This window comes from Candidatus Fusobacterium pullicola (genome assembly GCA_018883725.1).
In the GTDB taxonomy this organism is placed as follows: Bacteria; Fusobacteriota; Fusobacteriia; order Fusobacteriales; family Fusobacteriaceae; genus Fusobacterium_A; species Fusobacterium_A pullicola.
In genome coordinates, this window is the sequence record JAHLFN010000018.1 from 1 (window position 1) to 22,674 (window position 22,674).

General features: G+C 30.3%; 19 protein-coding genes and 1 pseudogene. 3 read left to right on the top strand and 17 right to left on the bottom strand.

The window, feature by feature from the left end; all coding sequences use genetic code 11:
• Positions 1 to 195: 195 nt before the first annotated feature.
• Positions 196 to 3,402, bottom strand: coding sequence for a carbamoyl-phosphate synthase large subunit (gene carB / locus IAA47_02170; GenBank protein ID MBU3841788.1), 3,207 nt, complete (start codon positions 3,400 to 3,402; stop codon positions 196 to 198).
• 93 nt (positions 3,403 to 3,495) lie between these two features.
• Complete coding sequence (locus IAA47_02175) at positions 3,496 to 4,551, bottom strand: carbamoyl phosphate synthase small subunit (protein MBU3841789.1); 1,056 nt, start codon at positions 4,549 to 4,551, stop codon at positions 3,496 to 3,498.
• A 343-nt stretch (positions 4,552 to 4,894) separates the two neighbouring features.
• On the opposite strand from IAA47_02175, the gene IAA47_02180 reads away from it, so the two are divergent.
• On the top strand, positions 4,895 to 5,296 hold the full coding sequence (locus IAA47_02180; protein ID MBU3841790.1) for a GrdX family protein: 402 nt from the start codon (positions 4,895 to 4,897) through the stop codon (positions 5,294 to 5,296).
• A 49-nt stretch (positions 5,297 to 5,345) separates the two neighbouring features.
• Here the strand turns inward: IAA47_02180 and IAA47_02185 are convergent.
• Both IAA47_02185 and hflX read right to left on the bottom strand, forming a co-directional pair.
• A pseudogene (locus tag IAA47_02185) lies at positions 5,346 to 6,676 on the bottom strand (MATE family efflux transporter).
• A gap of 1 nt (position 6,677) precedes the next feature.
• Positions 6,678 to 8,468, bottom strand: coding sequence for a GTPase HflX (gene hflX / locus IAA47_02190; GenBank protein MBU3841791.1), 1,791 nt, complete (start codon positions 8,466 to 8,468; stop codon positions 6,678 to 6,680).
• 151 nt (positions 8,469 to 8,619) lie between these two features.
• On the opposite strand from hflX, the gene IAA47_02195 reads away from it, so the two are divergent.
• On the top strand, positions 8,620 to 8,904 hold the full coding sequence (locus IAA47_02195; protein MBU3841792.1) for a cysteine-rich small domain-containing protein: 285 nt from the start codon (positions 8,620 to 8,622) through the stop codon (positions 8,902 to 8,904).
• 215 nt (positions 8,905 to 9,119) lie between these two features.
• On the opposite strand, the gene pepV is transcribed toward IAA47_02195, so the two are convergent.
• From pepV to hpt, 13 genes are all read right to left on the bottom strand, one after another.
• Complete coding sequence (gene pepV, locus IAA47_02200; protein MBU3841793.1) at positions 9,120 to 10,502, bottom strand: dipeptidase PepV; 1,383 nt, start codon at positions 10,500 to 10,502, stop codon at positions 9,120 to 9,122.
• A gap of 23 nt (positions 10,503 to 10,525) precedes the next feature.
• A complete protein-coding gene (locus IAA47_02205; GenBank protein ID MBU3841794.1) occupies positions 10,526 to 11,251 on the bottom strand; it encodes a VacJ family lipoprotein in 726 nt (241 codons plus the stop codon).
• Entirely contained in the window at positions 11,238 to 12,518 is a 1,281-nt protein-coding gene (locus IAA47_02210) for a serine/threonine protein kinase (protein ID MBU3841795.1), read from the bottom strand. Before IAA47_02210 ends, IAA47_02205 begins: the two co-directional genes overlap by 14 nt.
• A gap of 201 nt (positions 12,519 to 12,719) precedes the next feature.
• Positions 12,720 to 12,998: an HU family DNA-binding protein gene (locus IAA47_02215; GenBank protein MBU3841796.1), complete on the bottom strand. Its 279-nt coding sequence runs from the start codon at positions 12,996 to 12,998 to the stop codon at positions 12,720 to 12,722.
• A 98-nt stretch (positions 12,999 to 13,096) separates the two neighbouring features.
• Positions 13,097 to 17,449: a PolC-type DNA polymerase III gene (locus IAA47_02220; protein ID MBU3841797.1), complete on the bottom strand. Its 4,353-nt coding sequence runs from the start codon at positions 17,447 to 17,449 to the stop codon at positions 13,097 to 13,099.
• A gap of 19 nt (positions 17,450 to 17,468) precedes the next feature.
• The gene (locus tag IAA47_02225) at positions 17,469 to 18,032 is read right to left on the bottom strand and encodes an RNA methyltransferase (GenBank protein ID MBU3841798.1); all 564 of its coding nucleotides are present in this window, start codon (positions 18,030 to 18,032) and stop codon (positions 17,469 to 17,471) included.
• Positions 18,033 to 18,049: 17 nt separating this feature from the next.
• Positions 18,050 to 18,568: a gamma carbonic anhydrase family protein gene (locus IAA47_02230; GenBank protein ID MBU3841799.1), complete on the bottom strand. Its 519-nt coding sequence runs from the start codon at positions 18,566 to 18,568 to the stop codon at positions 18,050 to 18,052.
• On the bottom strand, positions 18,565 to 19,293 hold the full coding sequence (trmD, locus tag IAA47_02235; GenBank protein ID MBU3841800.1) for a tRNA (guanosine(37)-N1)-methyltransferase TrmD: 729 nt from the start codon (positions 19,291 to 19,293) through the stop codon (positions 18,565 to 18,567). Before trmD ends, IAA47_02230 begins: the two co-directional genes overlap by 4 nt.
• A 1-nt stretch (position 19,294) precedes the next feature.
• Complete coding sequence (gene rimM, locus IAA47_02240; GenBank protein ID MBU3841801.1) at positions 19,295 to 19,846, bottom strand: ribosome maturation factor RimM; 552 nt, start codon at positions 19,844 to 19,846, stop codon at positions 19,295 to 19,297.
• A gap of 8 nt (positions 19,847 to 19,854) precedes the next feature.
• Entirely contained in the window at positions 19,855 to 20,094 is a 240-nt protein-coding gene (locus IAA47_02245) for a KH domain-containing protein (protein ID MBU3841802.1), read from the bottom strand.
• A gap of 16 nt (positions 20,095 to 20,110) precedes the next feature.
• A complete protein-coding gene (locus tag IAA47_02250; GenBank protein ID MBU3841803.1) occupies positions 20,111 to 20,371 on the bottom strand; it encodes a DUF4911 domain-containing protein in 261 nt (86 codons plus the stop codon).
• Between the two features lie 85 nt (positions 20,372 to 20,456).
• A complete protein-coding gene (rsmA, locus tag IAA47_02255; GenBank protein ID MBU3841804.1) occupies positions 20,457 to 21,251 on the bottom strand; it encodes a ribosomal RNA small subunit methyltransferase A in 795 nt (264 codons plus the stop codon).
• A 13-nt stretch (positions 21,252 to 21,264) separates the two neighbouring features.
• Entirely contained in the window at positions 21,265 to 21,786 is a 522-nt protein-coding gene (hpt, locus tag IAA47_02260; GenBank protein ID MBU3841805.1) for a hypoxanthine phosphoribosyltransferase, read from the bottom strand.
• Between the two features lie 164 nt (positions 21,787 to 21,950).
• On the opposite strand from hpt, the gene IAA47_02265 reads away from it, so the two are divergent.
• Positions 21,951 to 22,661, top strand: coding sequence for a PASTA domain-containing protein (locus tag IAA47_02265; GenBank protein ID MBU3841806.1), 711 nt, complete (start codon positions 21,951 to 21,953; stop codon positions 22,659 to 22,661).
• Positions 22,662 to 22,674 lie beyond the last annotated feature (13 nt).

The window sequence follows — 22,674 nt, forward strand, 5'->3', positions numbered from 1 at the left end:
GCTAAAAAATTCAATAAGTCGAAGACTTAACCCTTGCATTTTTAGTGAGATAAGCTCATAGTTAATCAACTTCTTGGAATATGAAACAATTCTTAGTTTTCTTTTTAAATCATAAATAGCTGAGTAGTAACTAGAAAATAAAATTTGAGGGGATTTAACCCCTCAAAAATTTTTATTCTATATTATTAATAAAAATTAGATTTTACTTACATCAAATACTTCTAACTTGCTCTCATCAATATGACTATCTTGCATTCTTAAGATTGCATTTATAGTATCTAATGAAGTAAGTACATCTACACCATACTCGATAGCCATTCTTCTCATTTTAAATCCATCTCTTTGAGCGTCATTAGCTTTTGTTGGAGTGTTGATTAATAGGTCTACTTCTCTATTTTTTAATACATCAGTTATATTAGGTGATTGCTCTCCAATTCTATTTACTAGAGTAGATTCAACTCCATTTTCAGCTAAGAACTTTTGTGTTCCTTTTGTAGCAAATAAAGTAGATCCATGTTTTACTAAACTCTTAGCTATTGGTAAGAACTCTTCTTTATCTTTATCTCTGATAGTTACAAGTATTTTTCTATCTTGGATTAAGTGAACTCTCTTAGCTCCTAACAATCCTTTGAAGATTGCCTCATCCATATTATTTCCTACTCCTAATACCTCTCCTGTTGATCTCATTTCTGGTCCTAATGATACTTCAACACTTGATAATTTTTCAGTAGAGAATACAGGTACTTTTACAGCTACTACATCTGGTTTCTTGTAAATTCCTGTTCCATATCCTAAATCTTTTAATTTTTCTCCAAGAGCAACTCTTGTAGCTATTTCAATAGCTGGTACTCCTGATACTTTAGAAATATAAGGAACTGTTCTTGAAGATCTAGGGTTTACTTCAATTACATATAATTTATTTTGGAAAGCGATAAATTGAATATTCATCATTCCTTTTACTTCTAGAGCCTTAGCCATTTTCTTAGTTATTTCTAATAGTTCTTCCTCTGTTCCTTCATATAGGTTTTGTTGAGGATAGATAGTTATAGAGTCTCCTGAGTGAACTCCAGCTCTTTCTAAGTGTTCCATTACTCCAGGAATTAATACATCTTCTCCATCACAGATAGCATCTACTTCTAATTCAATACCATTTAGATATTTATCTATTAATACTGGATTAGCAGAGTCTCTTTCAAATGAAGCTTCTAGATATTTTACTAAGTTATACTCATCATGACAGATTTCCATTCCTTGTCCTCCAAGTACATATGAAGGTCTTACAAGTACTGGGTATCCAATTTGATTAGCTATCTCTATTCCGTGAGCAACATCCCAAACTCCTCTTCCTTTTGGTCTGTTGATGTTAAGCTCTTCCATCATCTCTTCAAATCTTTCTCTATCTTCTGCCTCATCTATCTTATCAGCACTTGTTCCTATGATTTTTATTCCTCTATCACTTAAATCATTAGCAAGTTTTATAGCTGTTTGTCCTCCGAATTGAAGAATTACTCCTTCTGGCTTCTCTTTTTCTAATATAGCCATTATATCTTCAGTTACTAATGGTTCAAAATATAGTTTATCAGCTGTAGAGAAATCTGTTGAAACAGTCTCTGGGTTATTATTGATTATGATACTTTCTATTCCTAATTTCTTTAAAGTTTTTACTGCATGAACTGTACAGTAGTCAAACTCTATTCCTTGTCCAATTCTGATTGGTCCTGAACCTATAACTACAACTTTTCTCTTATCACTTACTACTACTTCATCAAATTGATCATAAGTAGAGTAGAAATATGATGAGTCTGCAGCAAACTCTCCAGCACAAGTATCAACCATTTTATAAGTTGGAACTATGTTATATGCCTTTCTTTTTCTCTCTATATCTCTTTCTGAAATTCCCATAAGTTGAGCTATTCCTTTATCAGAAAATCCTTTTTTCTTAAGATTTCTTAGATAATTTTCATCTAAATCTTTAAATTTCATTTTCTTTAATTGCTCTTCTTGTTTTACTATCCATTCGATTTTTTCCATGAAGAACTTATCTATACCAGTTATTTTTTGTAACTTTTCTTTGATGTATCCTCTTCTTAACATCTCAGCTACTACGAATATTCTTTCATCATCTGGTTTTACAACTGCAGCTTTTAACTCTTCTATTGTCATTTTCTTAACAACAGGGTGCTCAAAGCTAAATCTTCCTATTTCTAGTGATCTTAATCCTTTTTGGAATGCAGATTCGAAGTTATTTCCTATAGCCATAACCTCTCCAGTTGCCATCATCTTAGTTCCAAGTCTTTTATTTGCCTTTTTAAACTTATCAAATGGCCACTTAGGTATTTTTACAACTATATAGTCAAGTGCTGGTTCAAAACAAGCAAATGTCTTTTCTGTTACTTCATTTTTTACTTCATCTAATAAATACCCTAATGATAATCTAGTAGCAACTCTAGCTATTGGATATCCAGTAGCTTTAGAAGCTAGTGCAGATGATCTAGATACTCTTGGGTTAATCTCTATAATAGCATATTCAAATGATTTTGGGTGTAGTGCAAACTGTACGTTACATCCTCCAACTACTCCTATCTCATTTACTATTTTAAGAGCTGAAGTTCTTAACATTTGATACTCTCTATCTGAAAGTGTTTGTGATGGAGCAACAACTATTGAGTCTCCAGTATGAATTCCAACTGGGTCTATATTTTCCATATTACATACTGTGATAGCGTTTCCATTAGCATCTCTTATTACTTCATACTCTATCTCTTTCCATCCAAGTATTGATTTTTCAATAAGAACTTGTCCTACTCTTGATAGTGCTAACCCTTTTGAAAGTATATCTTCTAATTCTACATCGTTGTTAGCAAATCCTCCACCAGTTCCTCCTAGTGTATAAGCTGGTCTTACTACTACTGGGTATCCTATCTCATTAGCTACTTTATACCCCTCTTCTAAGCTTTCAACAATTTTACTTTTGATGATAGGCTCTCCAATTTTTTCCATAGCCTCTCTGAATAACTCTCTATCTTCTCCTCTTTTTATTGATTCGATAGGAGTTCCTATTACTCTTACACCATATTTTTCTAAGATACCTTTTTCTGCTAATTCAACTGCCATGTTAAGAGCTGTTTGCCCTCCCATTCCAGCAAGTATTGAATCTGGTCTCTCTTTTGCAATTACTTTTTCTACAAATTCAACTGTAATTGGTTCTATATATATTCTGTCAGCTACTGCTTTATCTGTCATTATTGTTGCTGGGTTAGAGTTAATTAATACAACTTCTATTCCCTCTTTTTTTAATGTTTCACAAGCTTGTGTTCCAGAATAGTCAAACTCTGCTGCTTGCCCTATTATTATTGGTCCTGAACCTATAACAAGTGTTTTCTTTATAGATTTATCTAACATTTATTATCCTCCCGAAAATTTTCCTCTTTATACATTTACAATTCACTAATTAAATATTAAGATTTTTCTTAAGTTTGAAATAACTCTCAATACTTATTTTCCTTCGATTACATCTAAGAAATCATCGAATAAATAGTCAGAGTCTGATGGTCCTGGCCAAGCCTCTGGGTGATATTGTACACACATAATTCTTAACTCTTTACTTCTCATTCCTTCGATAGAGTTATCATTTAAGTTGATATGAGTTACTTCCATAGCCTCAGGTACTCTATCAACAACATATCCGTGGTTTTGAGAAGTTATAAAAATTTTATTCTTCAATAAATCTTTAACTGGGTGGTTACATCCTCTATGTCCATATTTTAATTTTGTTGTAGTTCCACCTAATGCCCAAGATAATAATTGATGTCCTAAACAGATAGCAACAATTGGAAGTTTTCCTATCATTTTTTTGATTTCATTGATTACATCTGTTAAATCAGCAGGGTCTCCAGGTCCATTAGAAAGGAATAATCCATCTAAATCATATTTCATTATCTCTTCAGCCTTTGTATTCCATGGGAAAACTACTAAGTGACAACCTCTTTTTGAGAAACTTCTTAAGATATTTCTCTTAATTCCAAAGTCCATTACTCCTATTCTTTTTCCCTCTCCTGGAATTTCATAAATCTCTTTTGTACTTACTTGGCTTACAGCTTCTTTATTGCTAAATGCGTTAAAACGCTCCCAAATCTCTTTCTCAGTTAAATCGTCAGCAGTGATTATAGCTCTCATTGCTCCCTCTTCTCTGATTATTTTAGTAAGTTGTCTTGTATCTACACCTTTAAAAGCTACTACATTATTTTGTCTTAAAAATCCATCTAATGTCATTTCACATCTAAAGTTATTAGGAAGTTTAGCATCTTCTTTAATTACAAACCCTTTTAAATGAATTTTACTAGACTCCATATCCTCTAAGTTAATTCCATAGTTTCCTATCATTGGGTATGTCATTACTACGATTTGTCCACAGTATGATGGGTCTGTTAAAAGCTCTTGATAACCAGTCATTCCTGTATTGAATACTAGTTCTCCAACACTCTCTCCTAACTCACCAAAAATTTTCCCTTCAAAACTCATACCATTTTCAAGAATAAGTTTTCCTTTCACTTTAACCTCCTATAATTCTAAGTACTAAAAATTTTCCCAAAAAAAATGATATAACTAGATAGTCATACCATTCTTAGAATAAAAATTAATAAATTTTAAAATAAATATATTATCAAAAGAAAAATTAGATAAAATATCAACAAGAAAAATATTAAATTTCAAATTTTTCATAGATAATATCTTTCTCATTTTTACCTCCTCTAACTTCATCTTTTTTTTTACTAAAAGTAATTATATCCATTTTTTTAAATTCTGTCAATACTTTTTTAGAATAAATATTTTTTTATTTATCTATTGACGAATTTTATTTTTTATGCTAATACAATAACGGGAGGTTGTTTCTATGGAATATATTATAATTACAAACAATAGTAAAGTATATAATTTTTATAAAGAAACTAATGAGGTTCTTTTTTATCAAAAAAAAGATTTAATAGATTTATTGGAAATTATCAAAGAAAAAATTTATGCCGGTCATATTTTACTTTCAGATCCAATTCTTAGTACATTAGATAACTTAGATAATCCTTATAAATCTGTAGCTATCTCTAAAGCTGATTTCTTAGGAGAAATTTTAATTAAAGACGATTCTCAAAAAAAAATGATAGATTCTGCTATCGGAATAGCTAAAAAATTACCTTTTAGAAAAATTATTACTGATATTGAAGAGAGTGAATTAGAAAAATATAGGTTTATTGATCTAAATATTCTAACCGAATTTATAAAAAGATTAGACAATTTTTAAAATTTAAAAATGAGGGAGTTTTATAACTTAAACTATCCCTCATTTTATTTTAATTTCTGTAATCTTTTTTCCATTTTCTTTCATAGACAATAAAAATTATTATCGCTTCTATTGTCCATTGAATAGCTGTAATTGTCCAAAAAGCAGTTACCGGATATTTTTTTAGATATAAAAAATAGTAAACTAAAGGTAATCTAATTATCCAATTTGTAAAAATAACCACTTTAAAAGGAGTTTTAGTATCTCCCATTCCCTTCATTGCCCCTTCTAAAGCCATTGCTATAGCCATTGGAATCTGTTCTATAGCTGCTAATACTAAACACATAGCCCCCAGCTCAATAACCTCTTTTTCACTCTCTTTAATAAAGAGTGAGATCAGCTCTTTAGGAAAAAAGAAAAATATTAAAGCTGTTACTCCCATTGTTATTACAGACAAGGTTATTGTGTAGTATACATATTTTTTAGTTTTTTCATAATTTTTTTCACCTATGGAATGTCCAGCCAAAGTAGTAAGTGCTACAGCAAAACCCCAACCTGGCATAAAACTAATACTCTCTATTGTTATGGTTATTTGATTAGCTGCAAAGGCTGAACTCCCCAATCCCATAATAATGGATACATTTATTAGTCTATTTATGCTAAAAGCTCCCTCTTGACAAGCTGAAGGTATTGCTAAAGTCACTAGCTCTTTAACTTCCTCTTTAATAATTTTTCTTTTTAAGTGAATCTTAAAAGGAAGTTTTTTTAATTGTGTTAATGAAAAAATAAAGGCACATAATATTCCACCAACAGTTGCAATAGCTGCACCTTTTACTCCTAATTCTGGTGCTCCAAATTTTCCAAATATTAAAATATAATCAAGTGAAACATTGACAATATTCATAATTGCTGCACCATAAAGTGATGTTTTCGTATTTTTACACCCTCTATATATTCCATTAAAAATATTAATTAACATGTTAAATGTTAATCCTATGGAACATATTCTCATATAAGTTTTTCCCAATAAAGCTACATCATTTTTAGCCCCAGCTATATGAAGTATCTCTTCAGAAAATATAGAAAATATAAGAGTTAGTAGAATTCCTAAAAATATTCCTAATTTAACAGCAATATTAGATACTTCGTCAGCTTTTTTTCATTTTTTGCTCCTAACGAACGTGAAACAATTGAAGTCACTGAAATAGATATTCCCATAGAGACAAAAATATTAAAAAATGTATAAATAATCTCTGAACTCAATCCTACTGCAGATACACCTAGTTGCCCACTATGTCTTCCTACCATAACTGTATCAAATACCCATATCATCATATAGAGTATCATCTCTCCTACAGCTGGAAGAGCCAGTTTTAATATTTCTATATACGTCTTTACCATTCTATTCCCCTATCAAATATTTTTTACATCTATTGTAAACTTCGTTATTTACAACAGCAGATATTTTCAAACCTTCTCCTTCATATTCTTCACTTTGGATAATAGCATTTCTATGTAAATAAGCCCCCATTGATGAGTCACTATATGGAATTAAATATGTACAAACTCTAGTTGTTTGAGGTAGAGACTCTACCATCATCTCTAAGAAACCATCTATATTCATTTGAGATTTTGCACTTATCTCTATTGTTTTGTATGTTGGGAACTTTTCCTTTATACTATTTAATTGTTCTTCTGTAGCCTTATCACACTTATTAAGAGCTAAAAACATAGGTTTCCCCATTGCATCTAACTCTGTTAACACCTTTTCAACAGCTATTATCTGTTCAATAGCTGTTTCACTTGAAGCATCTACTACATGTATAATTAGATCTGAAAAACTTACCTCTTCTAAAGTTGATTTAAAAGCTTCTACTAAATCATGAGATAACTTTCTAACAAATCCAACTGTATCTGTTAAGGAAGCTACTCTCTTATCGGGAAGAATAATAGCTCTAGTTGTTATATCTAAAGTAGCAAAAAGCATATTTTCAGCAAAAACAGCCTCTTTCTTAGTTGTGTTATCTGCTGGAAACATATCTACTAACAGATTTCTCAAAGTAGATTTTCCAACGTTTGTATATCCAACAAGAGAGATTTTAGGAATACCAGATTCCTCTCTCTTCTCCCTTTGAGTAACTCTTGTTTTTCTTATCTTCTCTAACTCTTGTTTTAAGTCATATATAGTCTCTCTTATTCTTCTCTTATCTATCTCTAATTTTTTCTCTCCAGGTCCCTTTGTTCCTACTCCACCACCTGTTCTAGACATTGTACTTCCCAATCCTAAAAGTCTCGTACTTCTATATTTTAATTGAGCTAACTCTACCTGAATTTTTGCCTCTCTTGTTCTTGCTCTTCTAGCAAAAATTTCAAGTATAAGAGTAGTTCTATCTATAACTTTACAACTTGTTATCATCTCTAGATTTTTAACCTGCATACCTGTTAGCTCTTCATCAAATATTATCAAATTAGCTCTTTTTAATTGTTTATACACAGCTAATTCTTGAGCTTTTCCAGTACCTATAAAGAAGCAAGAATCTATTTTATTTTTTTTCTGCATAAACGTCCCTACAACTTGAACATTACATGCTCTAGCTAATTCAGCTAGTTCATCTAAGCTCTCTTGAGTATCTATCCCTACAAGAACAGCATACTCAGTATCATTTTCAACTATGTCTCTCTTTCTTAAAAGAGATTCTATCTCATCAAATTTATTTATCATAGGATAGTTTACAGCTTCTTCTACACTCAATGGTCCTACTACTTCGTGGACAAGCTCATTATTTTCTACTCCACAAAATCCTATTGATACACCAGTAACTCTATCTTCATCTATACCTATTGCAGCTATACAGTCTAATTTTAATTTTATCAATGCTGATATGTCTATATTAGATAGATTAGAACTTCCACTTGGGTGCGTGTGTATAACTCTTACTCCTGATAATCTTCTCTCTTGTATATCCATTATTGGAAGTTGTACGCTACTACTATCTCCTATTGAAATCTCTGTTACATTTCCTCTTCTATCAATAGCTATGTTTATCTCTCTATTTATTTTGTTACTTATTTGAGCTATCAACATCAACATCTCTGGTTCAATTAATTTATTTTTCTCTACCGTTATCTCATATAGAGAATCTAATTCTTTTAAAATATACTCCTTTATTCCCTCTGTATTTCCTCTTATCATTAATATCAACTCCATTTTTAATATTTCATTCAACATATTATAGCATAAATTTGAAAAATATATATATTTTTTCAATTCAATATATAATATAAACTTGATAAATAGAAAGAAAAAAAGTATACTTTATATTATTAGTAAAAGGAGGATTTTTATGAATAGTTATAAATTTATCCACAACAAAGAGTGTCAATTTTTCCCTTGTCATAAGATGGAAAAAATAGAGGACTTTAACTGTATGTTTTGCTACTGCCCACTATATATGCTTGGAGAGAAATGTGGAGGAAACTTTAAATATACGCCTCATGGAATAAAAGATTGTTCTAACTGTATTCTACCTCATATTAAAGATGTTGGATATGCTCATGTCCAACAAAAAATAAGAGAGATTATTGAAATTGTTCAACAGGAACATTTAAATAAAAATGAAAATAAGTAAGCTTTGATTGAAAGAATAGTAACTATTTAGCTATTAATTCTTAGTTTTCTTTCAAAACTGAATAGTTACGAAAATAATTTGTAAATTAGATAATTTAATAACAAATAGAGCAAGTCAGTAAAAGGAATAATAAAAAACATGGTTATTTGAAAATATCAAATTATATTTTTTATTAAACTAAACTATACTTGCTCTTAATCTTTTTATAATACTTTTTATTTAGCTAGTTGATAAATAGCTTCTACATAGATTTTTAATAAAGTATCTATTTTATCAATTTCTAAATACTCATTTTTTTGATGCATATTATCTACTTGAGATGAAAGAAGAGCTCCAAAAGCAACCCCATTTTTTACTGTTCTTGCATAAGTTCCTCCACCTATAGCTATAGGTTGACTTTCTAAATCACCTGTTATATCCTTATATACCTTCATAAGAGTTGATACTAAGAAGCTATCCTTTGATACATAAAGAGGAGCTGTATTTCCACATACTTCTACTTCCATTTTTTTATTAACTCTCTCTTTAATTATATCTATAACCTTTTGATTTGCTACATGAACTGGACATCTAATATCCACACAAACTTCTAGTACTCCATCTTTTAAAGTAGTTTTTCCTATATTAAGTGTAAGTTTACCACTCTCATTATCTTCAAAATTAACTCCTAGAGATTCACCATCTAGCTCCATTTTTATATAATCATTGAAAAACGCTACTAATGATTTTAATTCCTCATTTCTTATTTCAACAAGTTTTAAAAATTCAAATAGTGCTGAAACTGAATTGTATCCAGAAGTCGGTTTAGAAGCGTGAGCTGATTTTCCATAAGAGTTTATTACATAGTTATCTCCTACTACTTCACAAGCTACTTTATACTCCTTACCAACATTATATTTTTCTACTGCCTCATCTATTCCTGATACAAATTCCTTTGAAACTTTTAATTCACATCTTTCTGGTACTGAGTTAAAAGCATTCCCTCCCATTAATGATAAGTTTTTCAATGTTGAATATTTATTTTTTAATTTGAGATGAATAATTCCTTTTTCAGCAAAAGTTACTGGGAAAGTTGAATCTGGAGTAAAGGCTAATGTAGGTTGAGGCATCTTTAAGGTATTAAAATAATAATCCATGCACTTACTTCCGCTCTCTTCATTAGCTCCTAATATCATTCTAACTTTTTTATTCAACTTTATTCCAGAATCCATTATAGCTTTCATAGCAAATAGTGATATTACAGATGGTCCCTTATCATCAAGAGTTCCTCTTCCATAAATTTTTCCATCTACTATAGCACCGCTATATGGTGGATGCTCCCATCCTTCACCCTCAGGTACAACATCAACATGACCTAGTATTCCTAATACTTCTTCTCCCTCTCCAAATTCAATTGTAGCTGCATAGTTATCATAATTTATTACATTAAATCCTAATTCTTTACCTAGGTCTACAAAATAATTTAACGCTTTTGTAGGTCCCTCACCAAAAGGCATTCCCTCCTTAGCTGTTTCTAATACACTTTTTATCTGTACTGAACCTTGAATATGTTTGACTACTTCATCTTTGTAGTCTAAAACTTTCTCTTGTAAATTCATAAAAACCTCCTAGTATATCTATATTAAAATATTTCACTTCCTAATTCAATTTGTAACTCTCTATATTTATAATATAAAAATCTTACATACTCATATTCAAATGGTGAGCCTGTTTCATAATATCTAAAATCTGTATTATATCTCTTATTGATTGCATATAGAATAGAAACTCCAGTATGATTTAACTCATCTAAATCAACTGTATGATATAAAGTTCCTTTTCCTAGAGTATCAACTCCCATACCAACAGCATCTCTTAAAAAACTTGGTCCTAAGATTGGTAACACTAAATAAGCTCCCTTTCCTACTCCATAGTGTGCCAATGTCATTCCAAAGTCTTCATATGGTTTTGGCATTCCCATATCTGAAGCTATATCCACTACACCACCAACTCCAACAGCAGTATTCATACTAAATCTTCCAATAGCTCTCATAGCCTTTTTTATTTTTAATTGAAGTAATGAGTTTCCTGTTGTAGTTATATTCTCACTATTCTTAAAAAAGTTCTTTACTCCCTTTCTAAGTAGTTCAGGAGTAATAGCCCTATAAAATCTCACTGTTGGAAGAAAAATATACTTATCAAATTGGTAGTTAAAGTAATAAACTCTCCTGTTGATAGGCTCTAATGGATCATATACATTGAAATATTTATATGCCTCATTATTAATTTTTACATTTTCATCACTATTTGAGAAAGTTGTGATAGAACAAACTAACATAATAGCTATTAATAATCTATTTATTTTCATATTCTATCTCTCCTTTCTCTAAAAATTCTAGCATCACTTTTATATTTGGTGTAAAAAACATATTTCCACAGTGCCCCCCATATGGATAAATAATTAATCTTTTTCCAAAAATTGTCTTTAAAAACTCTAAATCTTCACTATCTAAGATAAGTTCATCTGCATTAGTTACTGCCATTACTTTTGAACTATTTTTTAGATAATCTTCAATATAACTTAAATTTGCTTTTTTTAAAAGCTCATCTAATGTCAATTGTTCTCCGAGTTTTTCTTTATAATAAGGAAAAGCTAACTTATTTATATACTCTTCAAAGGTAGCAAAATTAATCTCTTCAAAGTACTTAAACATTGGAGAAAACTTATTCACTGGTTCTTTAACATATACCTTTCTATCATTTACTACATCAGTTATATAATTTAAATCAATAGAAGTTAATCTAAAAGCTCCTCCTATTAATTGTTGCATCTCTTTATCACTCAGTTTTTTTTGTGAAAATACTTTAAATATAGTCTCCATATCAAAAGTAGTATACTCAGGAATTATACTGCTTATAACAGTATTTAATATATTGTTTATCAACTGTGCTACTTTTTCAGCTCTTTCATTTTCAGCATAGTTCATGTATCTATCTAATTTAAGAGCTGATTTATATAGGTTAACAGCTGGATTTATCATAAAAACTCTTTTAAAATTAAACTTCTTCTCTCTTTCATCAATCCAAGATAAAATCCCAGCTTCTGTTCCACCTAAACTATATCCAACTAAATAGTAATCGCTTATCTCTAACTCCGAGGTTATTTTTTCATTTATTGCTTCCATAACATGATAAATATCCTCTGAATCCTCTATAATAATTCCAGGCATCTGATTTGTAGAAGCATTTATTACAAAGTTACTATTCATTGGAGAAGATATTGATACGACATGATAACCTGCTTTATAAAATATTCTCTGAAAATACTCCATTCTAACCGAGTTATGAGAAGAACCTGTTCCTGCTAATAAGAATATTAATGGAGCTTTCCTATTTTGGGAAACTACAGAGTATTTAAATCCTTCATTATACCAAAAATTCTCCATTACTGGTTTTGACCAAGGTAACTTTATTTTATACTCCTTTATATCTATTTTTTCTGGAACTCCCTCAGTCATTAAAGTTGAACTTCCTATTATTGTTGCCATATTAGGATCCTCAAAAGGATAGTTATATTCTGCCAACAAAGTCATAGATATCAACAATGTGTATATCACAATTAAGTGCTTCTTCATGTAACCTCCACTTTTTATTTTAATCCTTATCATTATTCCCCTATTTTACTTTATATTTAAAGTTTTTTCAAGTAAAATAAAAGAGGAGAAAATTTTATTCCTAAATTACTAGCTATATCTAGTAATGGATATAAAAAATTTCTCCTCATTTAAGGGCAAATTATTTTATTCTCAACTTAAAATTATTTATCTTAATAAAGATTATTTATTTACTTTTTCTGATAAAGATTTTCCTGGTTTAAATTTTACAGCTTTTTTAGCTTCAACTTTCATCTCTTTTCCTGTTTGAGGATTTCTACAAGTTCTAGCAGCTCTTTCTGTTACTTCAAACTTTCCAAATCCTAAAAATGAAACCTCCTCACCTTTTACTAAAGCTTCTTCTATTGTTGCTAGGAAAGCCATAGCTTTTTTCTCAGCCTCAACTTTAGAAGTAAATTCTCCCTTTTCAAAATATAAATCTACAAACTCTTTTTTAGTCATCTTTTTTCCCTCCTTAGTTTTTATAGCAATCATAATAAGTGCTCATATTATCTTTTATACCACAACATTACTGATTTTACAACTATTTTCTTATTTTTTTAGAAAAGTGAAATCTGATTAGTCTCACTTAAAGAATCTATCGCTTTTATCATTTTTAACTTATCAATAGTCGTCTGAGATGCCTTTGTTCTTCTTTTTAAATCTTCAAAAGATAAGAATTTTCCCTCTTCTCTCTCTTTGATAATGTTTTCTATTACGGCTCCTCCTAGACCTGAAAGAGCTATTAATGGTACTCTAATCTTACCATCTTCAATAGTAAATTTTACTCCTCCAGATTTATAAATATCTATTGGTAAAAATTCCAATCCTCTAGCATACATCTCTACCACAATCTCACAAATAGCCATTTCAGTTTTTTTCTTTACATCTAATTTTGGCTCTTTTGCTAATATTTCTAAATGAGATTTAGCTGATTCTGGATTTCCCATTATCTCATAATCAAAATCTTCAGCTTTTCTAGAGAGATATGCAGCATAGAAAGCAAGAGGATAATGTACTTTGAAGTAAGCTATTCTCATAGCCATCATAACATAAGCAACAGCATGTCCCTTAGGGAACATATATTTTATTCTTCTACACGATTCTATATACCACTCTGCAACATTATGCTCTTTCATTAAATCTGAATAAGCTTTCCACCCTTCTGGATTCTTTGTAGGTTGTCCCTTTCTTACAAACTCCATTATTTTAAAGGCTGTCCCTTTCTCTATTCCCTGGTCAATCAAATAGTTCATTATGTCATCACGAACTGTTATAACCTGTGATAGTGTAGCTTCTTTCTGTCTAATAAACTCTTGAGCATTATTAAGCCAAACGTCTGTTCCATGTGAAAGTCCTGATATCCTAACTAATTCAGCAAAGGTTTTAGGCATTGTATCTATTAACATTTGACGTACAAATGGTGTTCCAAACTCTGGTACTCCAAAAGTTCCTACCACCGAATTTATTTGCTCTGGAGTAACACCTAAAGACTCAGTACTAGAGAATATCTTTAAAGTATCTGGATCAGCTAATGGAATAGAGTAGATATCTACTCCAGTATACTCCTGTAATATTTTTATTGTAGTCGGATCGTCATGTCCAAGTATATCTAGTTTTACTAATTGTTCGTCCATAACATGATAATCATAATGAGTTGTTATTGAATCATTTTTCTCATCATTAGCTGGCTTTTGTACTGGACAAAACTCATAAATTGTATGGTCATGAGGTACAACAACCATTCCTCCAGGGTGTTGTCCTGTAGTTTTCTTTGCTCCCTCACATTTTCTAGCCAATCTAATTATCTCAGCTTTATTATTTTTCATATTATGCTCTTCAAAGAATTTTCTTACATAACCCTCAGCATTTTTCTCTGCAAGTGTTGATATAGTTCCCGCCTTAAATACATTCTCTTTACCGAACATCTGTTCACAATATCTATGTATTTCAGATTGATACTCTCCAGAGAAGTTAAGGTCAATATCTGGAACCTTATCTCCATTAAATCCCATAAATACTTCGAAAGGTATAGAGTATCCATCTCTTTTATATAATTGTCCACACTTAGGGCAAACTTTTTCAGGTAAGTCAATTCCTACTCCTTCTCTTTCTATAAATTCAGAGTTTTTACATTCTGGATTAGTACAGATATAGTGAGGATATAAAGCATTAACCTCTGTTATTCCCATCATAAATGCGACTAGAGATGAACCTACCGATCCTCTCGAACCAACTAAATATCCACTATCTAATGACTTTTTAACTAATTTCTGGGCTGAAAGATAAAGTACAGAGAAGCCATTTCCTATTATCGCATTTAATTCTCTTTCTATTCTAGCATTAACGATATCAGGTAATGGATTTCCATATATTCTATATGCTTTTTCATATGTCATCTCTCTAACTATATTTTCAGCATTATCTATCTTTGGTGGATAAAATCCATCTGGAACTGGTTTTATTCTCTCTATCTTATCAGCTATTAGATTAGTATTTGTAACAACTATCTCCTTAGCTACATCTTCACCTAGATAACTAAACTCTTTTAGCATTTCATCAGTAGTTCTAAAGTAAAATTTATTATCTATTAGATACTGGTTTTTTCTAAATACATTTCCACTTCCATATAACAGAATACTTCTTATCTTATAATCCTCTTCATCTATGTAGTGAACATTTGAACTAGCTGTAACCAGTATATCTCTCTCTTTGGCTAAATTACAAAAATAATTGTTCATCTTCTCAATAGCCTCAAAGGACGATATACTTCCCGTTTTATCCTCTTCATACAGTTCTGAGTATGCCCCTTTTGGAAGTAACTCTATATAATCATAGAATCCTATATTTTTCTCTATATTTTCAAAATCATATCTCATGTAATAATCTACAAGTTCTCCATCATTTGAAAAATGTACTGTCATAGAGCTTCCTATTATTAACCCTTCTCTGTATTTTTCCAAATGTGATTTTAAAACTCTTGGTTTTTTATTTCCATAGTAATCCACATGAGCTTCTGAAACCAATCTATACATATTCTTTAATCCCTCTAAATTCTGTACAAGGACCATTACATTGTGAGTATCCTGCTTTTTTAAGTTAATTGGAAAAGCTCCAGTTATCTCATTTAAATTTGTAATACCCTTTTCTATATATTTCTCCATAAAAATTATGAACATATTTGCTGTAGCTTGAGAGTCATCAACGGCTCTATGGTGACTTTCTAGTGATAGTCCCAATACCTTATTCAAGTTTTTCAGTCCATACCCTTTTAAATCTGGATACAGATCTCTTGCCATCTGTAATGTATCTATAATAGCTGGCTTATACTCATAACCTAAAATATTTTTTACATCTCTTCTTAAAAATCCCATGTCGAATGCAGCGTTATGAGCTACCATTGTAGCATCTCCTACAAACTCCATAAATCTTGGTAAAACTTCCTCTATAGTTGGCATATTATCTACCATATCTTGAGTTATATTTGTTAATTCCTGTATTTTTTGTGGTATAGGTTTTTGTGGATTTATCAGTTGAGAAAATCTATCTATTATTCTATTTCCTTGTAATTTTACTGCTCCAATCTCTATTATCTCATGCTCATGAGAGTTAAGTCCCATTGTCTCCAAGTCAAAAACTACAAAATACTCTTCCATTAAAGAGACGTCCTTTGAATCTCTAACCATAACAGCTTCATCATTAACCATATACATTTCACAACCAAGTATAGGTTTTATATCTTTTCCCTTAGCTGCCTTATAGGCAAATGGAAAAGAGTGTACAACAGCATAATCAGTAATTGCTACAGCTGAATGACCATAAGATATAGCTTGCTTTATTATATCTCCAATATCAGATACTCCAACCATTTCACTCATCTTACTATGTGTGTGAAGCTCTACCATTTTTAATTCTGAAGTGTCCTTTTTCTCTTCTTTTATTCTATCTAATTTATTGATAGAGTTTATCATCATAATCTCTTCATTATCTGAAAATCTATCTATTTGTTTTTTACCACTTACCTTAACATAATCTCCCTCTCTTATCTCCAACGGTTTATCTTTTTCTAGAAAAATCTTAGTTGTTAAAGATGTATGATTATCTGTTATTCTTATGGTTGTAATTACTCTATCATTTTTTATATCTCTTGACTCTATTCCGAAAACTTCTCCTTCTACTACACAAGTATCCTCATCATATAGTTCAAAAAACTCCTCTAATGGAATAGAGCTTCCCTTGATCTCTTTAGTTTTATTAGCTGAAAATAAACCGCTTCTACCAGATAAAGCACTTTTTATAACTACCTCTTGTGACTTTGATTTACTTGAGTTTTGTTCAGCTATTTTTTTACTCTCCATGTCAATTTTAGCTGAAAGTGTTATTATCTCTTTTTGCTTATCCTCTTCTATTTTTGAAACTTCTTGAGAAAAATCTCCTAAAATAAACTTTACTTTAAAGTTATAAATTCCAAAATTTTCTAAAATATTTTCTAATTTTTCATCTATTTGAGAACTTTTTAAAATGTCAATAGCACTCTGCTCAGCAAGAGTAATATTGATACTTTCAGTTTCAATAGTTACTCTATATAGGTATAAAAAAGATTTAGAGATAGCATTTCTAGCCTTCAATCTTATGATTGCCCTTTCTACTATCTCTACTAATTGCTCTTTTCTTATATCATTCTCAGAAAAACTTACTGTAAAGTCAACCTCTAATTCCTTACCAAAATTTTTCTTAATATTTTCATAAATGAGATCTAATTCATTTAATTCATTAACTGAAGGAACATTACATTTGAATCTCATCTTCTTATTTCTCTCAGAAAATATAATCTCTGTAACATCTACATTTTTTATACCCATTTTTCTAAAGATACCATCTTGTGGTTTTATTCTTATCTCTTTTCTATTCATTGTTCCTCCAAAGAGAAAATTATTTTTCTCCTAATAATCTATCTAATATGATAGCTACAGCTGCTCTTACAGAAAGATGATTGTATTGAGTATTTCCTCTAATAGGCTCTAATATATAGTCAGACATATCCATTATCTCATCTGTAAGTCCCCAACCTGTTCCAAATAGTAATAAATAAGGTCTATCATCCTCAAAAATTTTATCTGACAACTCTTTATATCCAACAGTATTTGGGAATATTCTAGCAGAAGTAGTTATAATAACTGGCTTTTGCCCTTCTCTTTCCTCTATTTCAGCAATAGTAGCCTCTATACTATCCATCACTCTAGTTATAGAAAAAGCATCTTCTCTATCTTTATTAAACTGTCCTCCTGTTCCCTCTTGCCAGTAACCTATTATTCTCTCAGTAAGCATTTTTTGTGCATCTACTGGAACTATAAGTCTATATCCAGCTACATTATATGTTCTACAACTTCTAGAGATATCATGAATATCAAAGTTAGTAACTGATGTACATACTACACTATTATTTTTATTATATACTGGATAGTGAACTAAACCTAAGTAAATTTTATCTCTCATTCTCTTTTCTCCCTATTTTACTTTATCTTTTCTAATTTTTTATATTTTTCTATATCTTCTAAATAAACCTTATAAGCATATTTAAGATACTCTCTATTTTCCTCGGTAAGAGCTCTTACAACTCTAGCCGGAGATCCAGCAATCAAATCTCCCTCTTTAGCTTGAAGTTTAGGAGTTACCACAGAACCAGCAGCTACTAAACAATTTTTAGGAATTACACTTCCATTTAAAAGAGTTGTTCCCATTCCTATTACAGAACTATCTCCAATAGTACACCCATGTATGATACAGTTATGTCCAATAGTTACCTTCTCTCCTATAATTACTGGATATGGAGTGTCTCCATGTACTGTACAATTATCTTGTATATTAGAGTCTTTACCTACTACAATTTTACTCATATCAGCTCTTACAACAGCTCCAAACCAAATTGATACATTTTCCGCTGTAACAACCTCACCTATTACAGTAGCATTTTCAGCTATATAGTTATTTTCTCCTATCTGTGGAATTTTATCTCCTAATCTATATATCATTCTTTTTCCTTTCCAAGCTCTCTTTTTATCTCAGCTAGAAGCTTTTTCTCCTCTTTAGTTAACTCTCTATTAACAAGTAGATCTCTTCTTCTTATATAGGTTCTCTTTAAACTCTCTTTTAATCTCCAAGTTTCTATATTTTTATGATGTCCAGAAAGTAATACATCTGGCACCTTCATTCCCTCATACTCAGCTGGCCTTGTATAGTGTGGATAATCTAATAATCCATTAAAGAAAGAGTCATTTTCATAAGATTCCTTTTTTATTACCCCTGGAACAAGTCTAGCTATACAATCAGCCATCATCATAGCTGGTAATTCTCCTCCAGTTAAAACAAAATCTCCAATAGAAACTTCTAAATCAACCTTACTCTCCACTACCCTTTCATCTATTCCCTCATAGTGTCCAGCTATAATTGTTATCTCCTCTTCTTGAGCCAATTCAATAGCTAATTTTTGATTGAATCTTACCCCTTGAGGAGTTGTGTATATTACCTTTCCTTTTACAGTCTCAAGAGCTCTGAATAATGGTTCTGGTTTCATAACCATTCCTGCTCCTCCGCCAAAAGGCATATCATCAGCCTGCTTATGCTTATCATAGCAAAAATCTCTAATATTTATGATATTTATCTCTAGCAGATTTTTTTCAAGAGCCTTTCCTATTATACTTTCACTTTTAAATCCTGAAAACATCTCAGGAAAAAGAGTCAGAATATTGATTTTCATACTACTCCTCGTCCATTCCATCATCTTGTTGATATTTTTTTCCCTTTTCCTCTTTCATACCCTCTATTAGATGTACATAGATCACTCTTTTATCAAAATCTATCTTCTTTACAAACTCATCTATATCCGGTACCATTACTTCACATTTTGATGATTCTATTACTAAAATATCATGAGCTGCTGTTTCAAAAATATCAACTATTGTCCCTAACTCCTCATCTGTATCTATATCTATAGCTTTCATATCCAATAGATCATTTAGAAGATATTCATCTTCACCAATTCCAAGTAGTTCTCTTCTTACTTTTATAAATCCATTCTTTAAATTTCCAGCCTCTGTCTTATTTGTAATTTCTTCAAATTCCAAAACACACTTATTTCCTACTAGATGAGAAGCAGATTTTACTGTCAGTATTCTTTGATTATTCTCTCCTAACTCCACCACTATTCTATTATTTAATAACATCTCTATATTTTCAATATTTGACACTACTTTTACGGCACCTTTTAAATGATGAGTTCCAGATATTTTTCCTATTGTTAAAAGTTCCATTCTTCCTCCTAGTCTAAAAACTCAACATTTACATTAAGTTTATCCTTTACTCCAGCTGCTTGCATAACTCCTCTTATTGCATTAGCTGTAAGTCCATTTTTTCCTATTATCTTTCCCATCTCTCCTTGAGCTACACTCACTTTGAAAATAACTGTATCATCTACTATATCATATGTTATTCTTGTTTCTGAATTATTATCTACTAATTCTCCAATTATATATTGCATTAATTTTTCTAACTTTTCCATAATTACCTCCTAACAACTATTTTTTATTTATATATAGAGAACCCTTCCAAGCTCCCTCTTCAGTTATTTTTGCCACAACTCCATAGTTTTTATCTAAATCTTCAATAATAGTTCTTACAAAATCTTTAAAATCATCAGTAGATATCACATTTAAAATTCCCGCATTAGCATCTACTGTTCTTACTACACCGATACCTTCATAAGCCTCTATTATTTTATTGATAAAATCTATGTCCTCTTTTCTACTCTGTATTAAAAACTCATAGCTTGATAACATAGTTCCTCCAAAATTTATTTGATTATAAAAATTCAAGAATAACAGAGAGATTTCTATCCAAAGTTATTCTTGATTTTTTACTTAATTATTTATTTTCAAAAATTGATATTAATTTAATAAACTCTTCTATTGAAAGGTTTTCTGCTCTCTCTGTTTCAGGTATATCTGCTTTTGCCAAGATAACCCTTAACTCATCTTTAGAGTAGCCTAAAGTAGAAAAGTTATTTAATAAATTTTTTCTCTTATTTGAGAATCCAGCTTTTACATATTTAAAGAATGTTTCCTCATCAACTTGATTTATATATCTATTATCTTTATATAATTTTATTGACATAAAAGCTGAATCAACTTTAGGAATAGGAGTAAAGAACTCTTTAGGGATAGTAAATAGGTACTCCGCCTCTCCATAATATTCAACAGCAAGAGTTAACACACTTCTCTCTTTACCCTTTTTAGCACAAACTCTCTCAGCTACCTCTTTTTGAACCATTATATATATTTCATCAATTACATCTCTATTCTCTATTAACTTATTTATTATAGGTGATGTAATATAGTATGGTATATTGGCAACTACTTTCGTTCCTGCTCCTATATATGCTCTTAAATCTGTCTCTAATACATCATTCATAACTAGAGTATACTTAGGATTTCCATCGAATTTTTTTCTCAAAATTTTCTCTAAATCTCTATCTATCTCTACAGTTACAACTTTTTTAGCTGTATCAAGTAATAGGGCAGTTAGTGCTCCCTCTCCAGGTCCTATCTCTAAAACTGTATCTTCTGGTTGTACATTAGATACTTCCATTATTTTTCTAAGAACCTCTCTTTGATCAGTTAAAAAGTTTTGTCCAAATTTTTTCTTATGTTTAAAGGACATACTCTCCTCCAAATTATTTTTTTACAACAATTCCAATATATGGTAAATTTCTATGTTGTTGATCATAATCTAATCCATACCCTACTACAAACTCATCTGGAATTTCAAATCCTGTGTAGTCACCTTTTATCTCAACAGTTCTTCTACTTGGTTTATCTAGTAAAGTACATATTTTAAGTGATTTTGTTCCTCTTTCTTCTAACATTTTTCTTACATGGCTTAATGTTAGTCCTGTGTCTATAATATCCTCTACAATTAAAACTTCTCTATCTTTTACATCAATATCTAAATCTTTTGAAATATTGATTATTCCTGTACTTTCAGTTCCTGAGTAACTAGAAGCACTCATAAAATCAATTTCAAGAGGTAAATCTATCTCTTTTATAAGGTCAGTCATAAAGACTACTGAACCCTTTAATAGCCCAACAACTAAAAGATCTTTACCTTGATAATCTTTTTCAATCTCCTTAGCTAATTCCTTGATTCTTCTTTCAACTTCTTCTCTTGTTAAAAGAGTTTTAATAGTATATTCCACTCTATTTCCTCCTTTTAAAACATAACTTTGGCAAGTCATATTTTAATAAAATCAATTACGATATATTTTATCATTTAATCTAGAAATTATCAAGTAGTTATTGATATTTTATGTATCTTATGATATCATCATTACTATAAAGAACTATAAATACTGGAGGAATAATGAATAAAAAAATAGTTTCTATCTCTTTATTAACAATTTTAGGAATAGTTTTTATTACAACTTTTTTACTAAAAATATTTGAAATTATATATTTTAATGAAAAATATTATAAAATTCCTAATTTAAAATCTCATACTATTGAAGAGGTTAAAAAAGTTTTAGAAAATAATGAGTTACATATTGAAAAAATGGGAGAAGAGTTTTCAGATTTTCCTATTGGACAGATATTTTTACAAGAACCGGAAGCAAATTCTATTGTGAAAAAAGATAGAACTGTAAAAGTTTGGGTAAGTAAAGGAAAAGCTCTTGTTCAAGTTCCTAATCTTACTGGAATGAATTATCTTGATGCTAAAGTTATTGCAGAACAAAAAGGATTAATTCTTGATAAAGTATTTACAGTAAAAGCTCAAGGTAAATATAATGAAGTTTTAGCAACTGATCCTAATACAGATACATTAATGACTAGAGGAGAAAAAATCTCTTTTCTTGTCAATGGAGCTGAACAGATAGCAGAAATTACTATGCCAGATTTAATTGGACTTTCTTTTGATAGTGCATTAAATATTCTTACTAAAAATTCTCTGATTGTAGGAAATGTTGAATTTTCCTCTATACCAGAAGTGGGAAAAAATGTTATAATAAAGAGTAGCGTTAAAAGTGGTACAAAAATACCAGCAGGTTCTGCTATTGATTTAACAATTAATAATTAAAATACTCTAGGAG